Genomic DNA, 12394 nt, shown 5'->3' on the forward strand with positions numbered 1-12394 from the left:
CCTCAACGCTCCGCGCCTGATATTCTGGTCGGCGCACATGTCCAACGAAATAAATCCTGATTTGCGGCGAAACCTGCGCGTGCTGATCTCGGCCGGAGAGGCTTCCGGCGAGATGTATGGGGCGCAGTTGATCGCTGCGCTGCGCCGTTTGCACCCCGGGGCCGTCGATTGCTTCGGCATGGGCGGCGAGCGCATGCGCGAGGCGGCATGCGAACTGGTGGTGGATGCCCGGGATGTGGCCGTCGTTGGACTGTTCGAGGTATTGAGCCACCTGCCCGGAATTTACCGTCAATTTCATAAGCTACTGGCGGAGGTGGACCGGAAACGCCCCGATGTGGCGGTGCTGATCGACTTCCCCGACTGGAATTTGAGGCTGGCAAAGGAACTGCACCGGCGCGGGATTCGCGTCGTGTACTACGTGAGCCCTCAGCTTTGGGCGTGGCGCAAGGGGCGTTTGCAGCTCGTGCAGCGTTATATCTCGGAAATGCTGGTCATATTTCCCTTCGAGCGCGAGTTCTATGCAGAGCATGGCGTCGAGGTCGAGTTCGTCGGACATCCCCTAAGCGAGTTGGAGCCGCCTACAGTGACGCGCGATGATTTTGCCGCGCGCTGGGGACTGGATCGCTCGCGGGAGTGGATTGCCCTCTTGCCCGGGAGCCGACGCAAAGAGTTGCGGTTAAATCTTCCCGCTATGCTGGGGGCGGCGGAGCGATTGGGCGATGGATTTCAATACGTGATGCCGGTGGCCAGCACGCTCGACAAGCATTGGGTCGAGGAGCAGATTCTCCTTCATAAGCGGAAAGTAAGAATTAAGCTGACCGACGATGCTCGGGCAAGTTTGTTGCATTCACGGGTCGGAATCGTCGCAAGTGGCACGGCCACGGTGGAGGCCGCGCTAATTGGGACGCCATTTGTCATGGTGTACCGCGTCGCCGGGCTCACGTGGACTCTTGGCAGGCACCTGGTAAAACTTCCGCATTTCGGCATGGTGAACCTCGTCGCTGGCCGGAGGGTGGTTCCGGAACTGATTCAGGACGGATTTACGCCGGAGAGCGTGGAGCGCGAAGTCCGCACATTGCTGGCAGATGGCGAGCCTAGGAATAACATGATGTTGGCGCTGGCCGAGGTACGGGCAAAGCTGCGCGGCGAGTTGGGCGCGGACGATGAATCAGCAGGCAAGCAGGTGACTTCTGCGGACCGAGCCGCACAGGCGGTATTACGTGTTGCGGAATTGTGATCCTAAAGTGAAAACCGTAGGTAATTCGGAGAAGCCGCCCAACATCTTTTATAGGATTTTTTACATCAACTAGAGTTGTGCTACTCAGCAGGAGCGATATGGCAATGCGATTGGCAGGACGGGCGGTAAGGCGAACCGTTCTAGCGACCTTGATGGGACTGATTTGCCTGGCGACGACGGCGGTGAGCGCCGCTGAGAAACCGAGGATCCAGGCAGAGGATTACACGATCGAGGCCAAGGTATCTCCGCAGTCGCACAAGCTCTCGGCGCGCGCAAAGGTCAAGTTTGTCGCGCTCGATGACATCAGCATCGCTACTTTCGAACTGCACAATGCGCTACGCGTGACCCAGGTGATGGACGATAAGGGTAACGCCCTGCCCGTGGAGCGCGTATCGCAGGATTCGACAGTGCGAGTGTCGCTGCCGAATGGAATGAGCAAGGGGCAAGAATCGACGCTAACCTTTGACTACGAAGGAAACGTTACCTCGGCCGATGACAGCCCCGTCCCGGGCCTGAAGCTTGCCTATGTGGGAGACCCGATCACTTATCTGCTGTACTCGGGGCGCTGGTTCCCGGTGACCAACTACGGAATTGACCGCTTTACGGCGCGGTTAAAGATTTCGGCCCCTCAGGAATACGCAGTGATCGCCAGCGGAGGCGCGGGCAGCGCTCCGACCACTGCCGAAACGGCAGCGGCCAAGACCCCGAGCGAAAGCGAACCGGACACGCCAAAACTGAAAACACGCGAGACCAAGCCTCCGGCAAAGAAAGCAAAGACCGCGGCCACAGCCAATGCATCTTCCCCGGCCAAGTCGGAACCCGGGATGAAGACGACAAGCTTCACATGGACGAACCCAAGCTTCCCGGGAACCGTGGTGATCGGTAAGTTCGTGGATACACCGGTCAGTGAAGCCGGCATGACGGTGCACGTGTTTTTCCTGAAGGACAAGCAGGAGTTCGCACAGCAGTATGGTGAGACGGCGGCGAAAGAGCTGGGATTTTTCATCACCATTTACGGCGTGCCGATCAGCTCGGAGCTGAAGCTGGTGCAACTGCCGGATGATTCCGTGCCCACCGCGTGGGCTCCGGAGATGGTGGGGATTGCGGCACGCAACATCAACGCCAAGGTGAATTATCGTCTGCTGGCCAACGCCGTGGCGCACCAGTGGTTTGGAACCATCGTAAGCCCGGCAACGCGCAACGATTGGTGGATTCAGGACGGTGGCGCGCGCTACAGCGAGAGCCGCTATATCGAATACGCTGCGGGAACCGCCGGCGCGCAGGAAGCCGTGAAGGACATGGCAGTGGGCGCACTCGCCTATGACAGCGTCCCGCTGGGGCAGATCGGCACACTGGATACGTTCGACCCGGTGTTCCAGTCGATGGCTAACGACAAAGGCGGCATGGTGTACCACATGCTTCGCTGGGTGATGGGCGAACAGAAGTTCGACAAATCCATGCGCACGCTGTTCCAGACCTATGCGGGCAAGCCGGTGGGACTCAAGGACCTGAAGAAAGTGACCGAGGACGTTCAAGGTGAGCAGTTGACCTGGTTCTACTCGCAGTGGCTGGACTCGACGGGCGCGCCGGAGTTCAAGAACAAATACACGGTTTTCCGCGTGCAGAAGGGCTTTCGTGTGGTGGGACAGGTAAAGCAGGACCTAGACCTGTTCCGCATGCCGGTGCAGTTGAAGATCGATACTGACGGCAAAACGGAAGACAAGACCATCGACGTTGTGGGGACGGACTCAAGCTACACGATTGAGACTTTCGGCAAACCGCGCCGCATCACCATCGATCCGAACAACTGGGTGCTGAAGAATTCGGGCGATCTGAAGCTGCGCACGGCCATTATGCGCGGACAACAGCTGGTGCAGCAGGGAAATCTTGCCGAATCGCTGAAAGAGTTCCAGAAGGCAATCGAGGAGAACAAGAATAGTTCGCTGGCGCACTATCGCATTGCTGAAGTCTTCTACCTGCAAAAGAACTACCAGGCGGCGGCCAACGCATACCGCGATTCGTTGAATGGCGATGGCGAGCCGAAATGGACCGAAGTTTGGAGTCACATTCAGCTTGGAAAAATCTTCGATATCACAGGACAGCGTCAGCGAGCATTGGGCGAATACAAGCAAGCTTTGCAGACAAACGACAACACGCAGGGAGCACTCGACGAAGCCCGCAACTATATGGCCACGGCTTTCGAGAGAAAAGAGCAGTAGCCAACGCTAGATGAAGATGAAAAGCCGCGCTTTCCACAGCGCGGCTTTCTTATTTGTCGATGCAACTGAGCTCAAACACCGGCAGCCGAGATTTCCTCTCCCGTAATCGTGTAAGTGGATGCCATTCGCGCTGCAAGTTCCTTAGCAACCTCCATGGCGCGTTCGCTAGTAAAGGCCGAGCGATTGATCTCCGCATGATCGCCAGAGAAATACATACCCACGATGGAATCCGCCTTGGCGGAGGTGTCCGTCAGATCGAGCATGCGGCAGTTACTGACAATGACCGTGTTAGGAAGACAGATGCGGTCGAGCAAGCAGAACATCTCCAGCTTGGACTCCAGTTCGTCAGGCCCGGTTTCCATCACGATACGCGCCTGCCGAGCCGCATCCTCAATTGTGGTGACGCAATCGATGCGTGAGTATGCAGCCTCTGCCACCTGCTGCGGCAAGGCGCCGGAGCTCACGTCCTGTTCGAGTGTCTGCCGTATCTCGCGCCGCGCCGCCTCCAGGGACATAGGAAAGAGATCTTCGAGAACCACATGATATCCGGCTACTGCCGCGCGACGGGCCAAGGCCCGTCCCGTTTTACCCGCACCGATTACCGCGATGGTCTCCGCATTGGGAGCCGACATCATTATTTCTCCAACTGTTCGACCATCTTGGTGAAGTTCGGGTCAGAGTTGCGCATGTATTCAGCCAACTTTTTGCGCTCATCGGGCGTGATGAAGCCGCTGCCGACCACAATGCGCCGAAGAGTTGTTGCGATGTCGTCCACGTAATTCATCATTCGAATCAGTTCACCGCTTTGAGCCATGATGCCTCCTGAAAAGTTGGTTGTGCTTTGAATTTCGAAAGCGCAGCAAACCAGTATTGTCTGCGTTCGCAGCGAGTTCGTCAAAGGGGGTTCGCGGACGCAGCAACACACACCAGCGCAGTCGCCGCATCTAATCGAATCGGATGCAAGTTTCGCGAACTCCGAACGGCCTCAAGATGCGCTTACAGACACTTCCCTCCTCTGAAACGGCGAATGATACTTTGGAGTTCCTGCGGCAAGTGGCAGAAGGCCAGCGAGGTATCCGGCCGGGGTCTGCCTATCGTCTCCAGTTCAATCACAGCTTCCGATTCGTGGACGCAATTCGCCTGATTCCCTATCTGCACCGCCTCGGAGTCACCACGCTATACGCCTCGCCGATATTGGCCGCACGCGCCGGCAGCATGCACGGTTACGACATCACAGACCACAATCGAATCAATCCCGAGATCGGCACGGAAGAAGAACTGCAGCAGATGCTGGCGGAGCTTCGCGACAACGGGATGAGTCTGCTGCTGGATGTGGTGCCGAACCACATGGGGGTCGGCTACGGGGCGAATTTGTGGTGGCGCGATGTGCTCGAGAATGGCCGCGCTTCTGAATATGCGAACTTCTTCGACATCGACTGGAATCCCCTGAAGCCGGAGCTGCGCAACAAGGTGCTGCTCCCGGTGCTTGGGAACCAGTACGGTGAGGAACTTGAGGCCGGTCGGATTTGCCTGGTGTACGGCAACGGAAGCTTTGCAATCCATTACTACGACAAGGTTCTGCCGATCGATCCGCAAACGATTCCACTGATTTTCCGCAGCATGGGAGAGCTGCGGCAGCCGGAGGACACGGGGCGCGAGCTACTGGCCTTACTGGCAGCATTTGGAGAGCTGCCTCCACACAGCATTCCTGAGCCAGAGCGCACGGCGAGACGCCAGCGCGAGATGCCATACCTGCTGCGACGTTTTGAGGACCTTGTCGAGCGCTCGCAGCCGGTGCGTGATTTTGTAAAGGCGGCGGTGGAGCGCATCAACGGCAAGCCGGGAGATCCACACAGCTTTGACGCGCTGCATGAATTGCTGGAAGCCCAGGTGTATCGTCTCGCGCACTGGCGGGTCTCAGCGGAAGAGATCAACTATCGTCGGTTTTTCGATGTGAATGATCTTATCGGGCTGCGAATGGAGGACCCGCAGGTATTCGCTGCGACGCAAAAGCTGATTCGGCGACTGCTGGCGGAAGATGCGGTGATTGGGCTGCGGATTGACCATCCGGATGGAATGTTTAACCCGCCGCAATATTTCATGCGTCTGCAGATGCTGTTTGCGGCGGCGAAGCTCTATGGCGCAACGCCCGTCGGAGAGCTGGCCGAGAACGGAATCGAGATCAGTGTTCAGAATGCTTTTGGGCAGTTCACGATAAAACCAGGGCAGGAACCGTTCTATGTCGTAGTCGAGAAGATCCTCGAACCCGGAGAGTCGCTGCCGCGTGAATGGCCGGTAAGTGGCACCGTAGGATACGAGTTCGCCAACGCGGTGAACGGAATCTTCATCGATGCGCGCAATCGAAAGAGCTTTACAAACCTGTACCACCGTCTGATTGGCGAAACGCTGAGCCTTAATCGGCTGATCTACCAGGCGAAGAAGCTTGTGATGCTGACGGCGCTCTCGAGCGAGGTCAACGTGCTGAGCCATATGCTTGACGAGATCAGCTCGACAAATCGGCGGGCACGCGACTTCACGCGCAAGGTGCTGCGCGATGCAATCCGAGAAACCATTGCCTGCTTCCCCGTGTATCGCACCTATGTCGATGAACGCGGCAACATCAGCGAGCGCGACCGCGGGTTCATTGCAGAAGCAATCAATCGCGCGAAACGAATGAACGGCTCCATGGCGCCGCAAGTGTTCGAGTTCCTGCAGGACATTCTGCTATTGCGCGAGGACAGCGGTGGCACACCCATCCACGGCTATCGCAAGCAACTGTATTTCTCGTTGAAATTCCAGCAACTGACAGGGCCGGTGATGGCCAAGGGTCTGGAGGACACGGTCTGCTACGTTTACAACCGCTTCATCTCCGTCAATGAGGTTGGGGGCAATCCAGGCTCTTTTGGGGTGAGCGTCCAGGATTTCCATCGCGGCAACCGGGAGCGTGCATCGGTGTGGCCGCACGCGCTGCTTACCACCTCAACGCACGACACCAAGCGAAGCGAAGACGTGCGGATGCGTCTGGACGTGCTCAGCGAGATGCCGCGTCCGTGGGCCGCACAAGTCATGCGCTGGCGGCGAATCAATCGCGCAAAGCGCAAGACGATTGAAGGCGGCCAGATCGTGCCTGATAACAACGAGGAATATTTCCTGTATCAAACGCTGGCAGGAACGTGGCCGATGCCGAGGAAAGCGTCGTTCACGCCGGGCGACTGGGGCCTGAGCGGCGAGGAGAAAGCGACCTACATCAGTCGCATTCAGCAATACATGGAAAAGGCCGTCCACGAAGGAAAGATCAATCTGAGCTGGATCAATCCGAACCAGGATTACACGGATGCGCTACGCACCTTCATCGAGCGCATCCTGACACCTGGCACCGAGGCGAAGCCTAATAACTTCCTGCGATTGATGCGCGAATTCATTCCGCGGCTGGCGTGGTTCGGGGTGATGAACTCGCTCTCACAGACTGCACTGAAATTAACGTCGCCGGGTGTTCCCGACATCTACCAGGGTCAGGAATTGTTCGATTTCAGCCTGGTCGATCCTGATAACCGGCGACCGGTAAATTTCGATGCAATTCAGAAACGTCTTGACGAACTGGAGAATGGAATCGCCGGGCCGCAACTGATCCGGGAGATGATCGACAACTGGACTGACGGCAGGCTGAAGCTGTGGACCACTCACCGCATTTTGCGCCAGCGATGCCAGAGCGATGAACTGTTCCGGCACGGCGACTACATTGGCTTAACGACCGAAGGGACGCGCCGCGAGCACGTAGTCTCCTTTGCGAGAAATCACAAGCAGAACCTCGCATTGGTTGCCGTTCCGCGGCTGACGTTCACCATGCTGAGCGGAGAGCCCAGGCTCGTGACCGCTGAAGACTGGGGAAACACAAGAGTGTGCGTTCCCCAGGAGTTCAATGGCCGCGAGCTGGTAAACGTGCTCACAGGCGAGAAAGTAACGGTTGAAGACGGCGCAATTCTATGCAGCAAAATCCTCGCCAGCTTCCCAGTGGCTCTGCTGGTCAACTAGCGGACGCCGGTCTGTAACCTCGGCAAGCGTCGAGAGCTTCTGCGCCAGCTCCTGCTTCAAAGCACCACTCGAATAGCGCCATGACCAGTTGCCGTTTCCCTGGCTGGGGACGTTCATGCGAGCCTCAGTTCCGAGGCTGAGAACATCCTGCAGAGGAACCACGCACAGATTGGCCGTGGAGCTTTGCGCCAGGCGAATCATGGCCCAGTTGACACCATCACTCGATTCTCCGAGCAGCGAGGATGCAAATCTGCGTTCGTTTTCCGAGCAGCTCTTCCACCAGCCCAGCGTGGTGTCGTTGTCGTGAGTTCCGGTGTAAGCAACCGTGTTGGGAGCGTAACGATGCGGCAGGTAAATATGTGCGCCGGGATCGCCAAACCCAAATTGCAGCACTCGCATGCCGGGCATTTGCAGGCGGTCGCGAAGAGCGTACACATCGGGCGTGATCATGCCCAGGTCTTCGGCAATAAATGGCAGATCGCCAAGTTGTTCGCGCAGTTCTCGGAATAGATCGTCGCTTGGGCCATCTACCCATCGGCCATGAACGGCGGTGGGCTCGTTGTTTGGAATTTCCCAATACTGCTGGAACCCGCGGAAGTGGTCGAGACGAATGATGTCGCAGCTCTGCAGCGCCCAGCGCATGCGCTGCACCCACCAGTCGTAGCCTCCCTGTTTCAACTCCCACCAGCGATAAAGCGGATTACCCCACCGCTGTCCCGTTTCGGAGAATGCGTCCGGTGGAACGCCGGCAACGCACTCGGGCTCAAGCGTCTCGGCATTGAGCTGGAAGATCTCGGGATGAGTCCATACATCGGCGGAATCGTAGCTAACGAAAATTGCAACATCGCCAATGACTTTTACGCCTTTGCGGCGGCAGTGAGCATGTAATGCGCGCCACTGTTCGAAAAACGCGAACTGCAAGAAACGAGCGCGATCGAGTTCGTCACGCAGCTCTTCGCGGATGCCTGCGATTGCCTGCGGGTCGCGGTGGGCGAGCTCGTACGGCCATGTGTTCCAGCTCCGCTGCTGGTGACGCAAGCGGAGTGCGTCGAACAACACATAGTCCTCAAGCCACCACGAGTTCTCGGCGACGAAGCGATCGAAACGGGCGCGGTGTTCGCCAGTCGCATTGCGCAGAAAACTTGCCGCAGCTTCCTGCAGCAACGGCACCTTTTGTTCGATCACCTTTAGATAATCAACACGGCCTTCGGGCTTCGAAAGCGAGCGAACACGCTCGTGGGAGGTGTATCCCCGCTCGGCGAGGCGCTCGAGGCTGATGAGCAGCACGTTGCCGGCGAAGGCCGACGTGGACGAATAAGGCGAATTTCCAATGCCCACAGGGTTCAGCGGCAGTATCTGCCAGAGGCCCTGATGCGCGGAGGCAAGGAAATCGACAAACTCGTATGCCGCCGGACCGAGGTCGCCGATGCCGCCGTGCGAGGGGAAAGATGTGGGGTGCAGTAGGATGCCAGAGCTTCTCTTGTCGAGCATGGGTTCCAGAGTCTTGAAATTCAGCAGCTGAAGTTTCGTTTAGTAGGATGCGCAGACAGAGTACGCGGTCCAAACATAAAAGGGGGGAGAGTCGCCCCTCCCCACAGTTTGCATAAGTGTAGTTGGTTTTAATCCTTGAGTGTGCTGATCTGTTCCATCTTCTTCTTGTCGATCACGATGCGCCCTTCCTTTTCGAGACGGTCGCGCAATGCGGAAACGAAGACTTCTTCCGCTTCAGCACGCTTGCGTTCGAGCAGCGAGGCCTTGATGCGATCTTTGATGGAATCAAATTCAGCGTCCGAGGGCTGCTGCTTTTCGAGCAGCGCGACGACAATGCCCTTCTGACCAAGATTGATCGCCTGGCTGATGTCTCCTGGCTTCATTTCGAATACCTGCGGAGCCGACGACGATACCGAACCAATATCGGGCACCTGACCGTCAGGAGCAACCAGATCACTGGTCTTTACCGTGGCACCAACTGCCTTGGCAGCCTCGCGCAGATTGTGGCTGGCATGAGCCTTATCGCTGAGCTCCTGCATCTTCTGTCCGAGCATTGCCTGGGCCTTCTGCGATTTCAACTGCGCCGAGATGCGATCCTTTACCTGATCGAAGCTCGGCGTAGCGGGCGGCTTCACTTCAGTAACCTGAACTACAGCCGTTCCCTTCGGAAGAGGAACCGCCGTAGCCGGAGCGTTGGGCTTCAGACCGAACACCGCATCCATGAACTGCGGAGCGGCACCGATCGCGGGCACAGCGTCGTTGCGAGTAACGTAACCTGTCTCCTGAACCTGCAGACCATTGCTCGCGGCAGCCTTATCGAGGCCGCCCGACTTGGCCTGGTTCTCAACCGTGCGAGCCAGTTGCTCGGCTGCCTTCTGGTTCTTCTGTGCTGCGACGACCGGCTCAATTTCCGAGCGCACTTCGTCAAACGAACGCGCGTGGGCCGTAACCTTGTCATCTACGCGAATGATTTCGTAACCATAGGTCGTGGTGATGAGGTCGGAGGTCTGCCCTTTATTCAAGCCGAAGGCGACCTTCTCGATTTCCGGCGCAGTGCCAGAGCCCTGAATCAACTGCCCCACGGAACCGCCCTGGTTGGCAGTCGCCGTGTCGTCCGAGTACTTCTTTGCGAGCGCCGCGAAGTCAGCGCCCTTCTTCAGCTGATTCAGCACATCCTGCGCCTTCGCCTTGGCGGCCTCGGCCTGCTTCGCATCCACCTGACCATTGGGTCCGGGCAGCGGCAACTTAACAAGGATGTGGCGAACTTTCACTGACTCAGGAACGCGGAAATCGGAAGAGTGCTGGCGATAATAGCCTTGCAGCTCGTCATTCGATGGCTTCGCCGGATTGGGCAGGCGCGATGCGTCCACCACAACGTACTTGAACCTGCGCTGCTCGGGGATCAGATTCGCAAACTGCTGCTGATTCTTCTCGTAGAAGGCATGAAGTTCAGCATCATCAACTTTGACCGACTTTTCGAGATCGGATATGCTCAACACCGCATAATCGAACTTAACCTTGGTCTTGAATCTCAAGAAGGCATCGTGCACTTCAGAATTCGAAACGAACACGCCTGCGCCGATGACCGAACGTACTTTCCGCATCGTCAGCTGATTGCGTAGCTCCTGTTCAAACTGAGGCACGCTCATGTTGAACTGCGAGGCGATCAGATCGCGATACTGGTCAGCACCGATGAAGTTTCCATTAGGATAAAGAGCCTGCGACAGGCCGCCGTGCTGCATCTCATAGCGCAGATCGTCGTCGGTGGCTTCAAGCTTCAGCCGCTTTGCCTCGCGCAGGTAGATCTTCTGCAACACGACCGCATCGACGGCCTGGGGCATGATGTACGGCTTGAACTGCTCAGGGAAGTGGCGCTGTTGCATGATATTGCGCGCTACCTGGTCAACTTCCTGAATGGTGACATCCTGGCCGTCAACTTTGGCGACCGAATTTGCGCTAACTCCGCGGCCACTAACGTCGTTGAGGATACCGCCAGGGACAAGGGTGACAACCATCATGATGCAGACGATGGAGAGGAAGCCGACGAGAAGCACTCTTTGAACGCGGCCTTTTGTTTGTAGGAATCGAATCATCTTCCAACTGGCTCCGGATATTTGAAGGGCGAATACAGATTATAAACCAGCAGGTTGCATCGGTCCGCATCTCTTATAAACAGAACAAATCAACCCCGGAGTTACCGCCCAATGAGCAAGGTTGCGCTTCGATGCCTGAATTGCCCCTTCTAACGTGCACGACTTTGCCTGTGAGCGGGAACGCGTGGTGTAATGAAATTGACCTATGTCCCAGAAGAAACAGGGGTTTCGTCGTAACTTGATAGCCGCGAAACGGCGCCTGCGTGAGTTGGGCATGATCGCCCATGGATTAGTGGATACCAACCACGTTGTGATGGCGCACATCATCCCCATGCGGCGATGCAATCTCGCCTGCGCGTACTGCAACGAATTCGACGCGACCAGCAAGCCTGTTCCGCTTGAGACTATGTACCAGCGCCTCGATCAACTGGCCCGTCTCGGCACCTCGATCGTCACCATCAGCGGCGGCGAACCCATCTTGCATCCTGATCTCGACGACATCATCCGCCGCATCCGTAAGAACGGCATGATCGCCGGCATGATCACCAATGGCTATTTGCTGACCGCCGAGCGCATCGAGCGACTCAACAAAGCGGGACTCGATCACATGCAGATCTCGATCGACAACGTGATGCCGGACGACGTCTCGAAGAAAAGCCTGAAGGTTCTGGACAAGAAGCTGCAATTGCTGAGCGAGCACGCTGAATTTCACGTGAACATCAACAGCGTCGTTGGTGGCGGCATTCACAATCCACACGATGCACTTGTAGTAGGTCGTAGAGCGCGCCAACTTGGTTTTACATCGACCATCGGGATCATCCACGACGGAGATGGTCAGTTGCGTCCGCTGAACGGCGACGAACGTGAAGTGTTCTTCAAGATGCACAACCTCACGCGCCGCAATTATTCGCGGTTCAATTGGTTCCAGAACAACATTGCGAACGGAAAACCCAATGACTGGCGTTGTCGCGCAGGAGCACGTTATATATACATCTGCGAAGACGGCCTAGTGCATTACTGCTCGCAACAGCGCGGTTATCCCGGCGTTCCCTTAATGCAGTACACCAAGGCCGACGTGCAACGCGAGTTCCGCACTGCCAAAGGCTGCGCGCCGAACTGCACAGTCAGCTGCGTTCATCAGGTGAGCTACATCGATTTCTGGAGAGCACCCCAGACCTTACAGCCGCAGCCGCGATCCAGCGACGTGGGTGAGCTGATTCAGATTCAGAGCGACTAGCCGACGGAGAGTATCTGGTAAAGGCAGACTTGAACCCATAGCTGCTGAAAAGCTGGCGTGAGAGTTTTGGCTGTTCACGCTGTGG

Annotated in this window: 8 protein-coding genes; 4 read left to right on the forward strand and 4 right to left on the reverse strand. The window is 57.1% G+C overall.

Going from position 1 to position 12394, the window contains the following annotated elements:
- The first annotated feature begins 37 nt into the window (after positions 1-37).
- Together lpxB and AC6IY8_RS12655 are read left to right on the forward strand one after the other, a co-directional pair.
- Entirely contained in the window at positions 38-1237 is a 1200-nt protein-coding gene (gene lpxB / locus AC6IY8_RS12650; protein ID WP_497774856.1) for a lipid-A-disaccharide synthase, read from the forward strand.
- A gap of 98 nt (positions 1238-1335) precedes the next feature.
- On the forward strand, positions 1336-3456 hold the full coding sequence (locus AC6IY8_RS12655) for a M1 family aminopeptidase (RefSeq protein WP_497774857.1): 2121 nt from the start codon (positions 1336-1338) through the stop codon (positions 3454-3456).
- A 71-nt stretch (positions 3457-3527) separates the two neighbouring features.
- Here AC6IY8_RS12655 and AC6IY8_RS12660 read toward each other — a convergent pair whose 3' ends face one another.
- Together AC6IY8_RS12660 and AC6IY8_RS12665 are read right to left on the reverse strand one after the other, a co-directional pair.
- A complete protein-coding gene (locus AC6IY8_RS12660; protein WP_497774858.1) occupies positions 3528-4091 on the reverse strand; it encodes a 3-hydroxyacyl-CoA dehydrogenase NAD-binding domain-containing protein in 564 nt (187 codons plus the stop codon).
- Entirely contained in the window at positions 4091-4270 is a 180-nt protein-coding gene (locus AC6IY8_RS12665; protein WP_497774859.1) for a hypothetical protein, read from the reverse strand. Before AC6IY8_RS12665 ends, AC6IY8_RS12660 begins: the two co-directional genes overlap by 1 nt.
- Positions 4271-4509: 239 nt before the next feature.
- Here AC6IY8_RS12665 and treY point away from each other — a divergent pair, with 239 nt between their 5' ends.
- Positions 4510-7488, forward strand: a complete 2979-nt coding sequence (gene treY, locus AC6IY8_RS12670) for a malto-oligosyltrehalose synthase (RefSeq protein WP_497774860.1) — start codon at positions 4510-4512, stop codon at positions 7486-7488.
- Here the strand turns inward: treY and malQ are convergent.
- The gene (malQ, locus tag AC6IY8_RS12675; protein ID WP_497774861.1) at positions 7438-8979 is read right to left on the reverse strand and encodes a 4-alpha-glucanotransferase; all 1542 of its coding nucleotides are present in this window, start codon (positions 8977-8979) and stop codon (positions 7438-7440) included. The two genes, treY and malQ, sit on opposite strands and share 51 nt — an antisense overlap.
- Before the next feature lie 128 nt (positions 8980-9107).
- Positions 9108-11072 (reverse strand): peptidyl-prolyl cis-trans isomerase, encoded by a 1965-nt coding sequence (locus tag AC6IY8_RS12680; RefSeq protein WP_497774862.1) that lies wholly within the window; start codon positions 11070-11072, stop codon positions 9108-9110.
- A 205-nt stretch (positions 11073-11277) separates the two neighbouring features.
- Here AC6IY8_RS12680 and AC6IY8_RS12685 point away from each other — a divergent pair, with 205 nt between their 5' ends.
- Complete coding sequence (locus AC6IY8_RS12685) at positions 11278-12309, forward strand: radical SAM protein (RefSeq protein WP_497774863.1); 1032 nt, start codon at positions 11278-11280, stop codon at positions 12307-12309.
- Positions 12310-12394: the final 85 nt, after the last annotated feature.

This window comes from Koromonas soli (assembly GCF_059726265.1).

Excerpts from the sequence above, each read along its gene's own strand:
- AC6IY8_RS12660 (WP_497774858.1), bottom strand. The coding sequence starts at position 4,091 with ATGATGTCGGCTCCCAATGCGGAGACCATCGCGGTAATCGGTGCGGGT.
- lpxB (WP_497774856.1), top strand. The coding sequence starts at position 38 with ATGTCCAACGAAATAAATCCTGATTTGCGGCGAAACCTGCGCGTGCTG.
- AC6IY8_RS12680 (WP_497774862.1), bottom strand. The coding sequence starts at position 11,072 with ATGATTCGATTCCTACAAACAAAAGGCCGCGTTCAAAGAGTGCTTCTC.
- AC6IY8_RS12685 (WP_497774863.1), top strand. The coding sequence starts at position 11,278 with ATGTCCCAGAAGAAACAGGGGTTTCGTCGTAACTTGATAGCCGCGAAA.
- malQ (WP_497774861.1), bottom strand. The coding sequence starts at position 8,979 with ATGCTCGACAAGAGAAGCTCTGGCATCCTACTGCACCCCACATCTTTC.
- AC6IY8_RS12665 (WP_497774859.1), bottom strand. The coding sequence starts at position 4,270 with ATGGCTCAAAGCGGTGAACTGATTCGAATGATGAATTACGTGGACGAC.
- AC6IY8_RS12655 (WP_497774857.1), top strand. The coding sequence starts at position 1,336 with ATGGCAATGCGATTGGCAGGACGGGCGGTAAGGCGAACCGTTCTAGCG.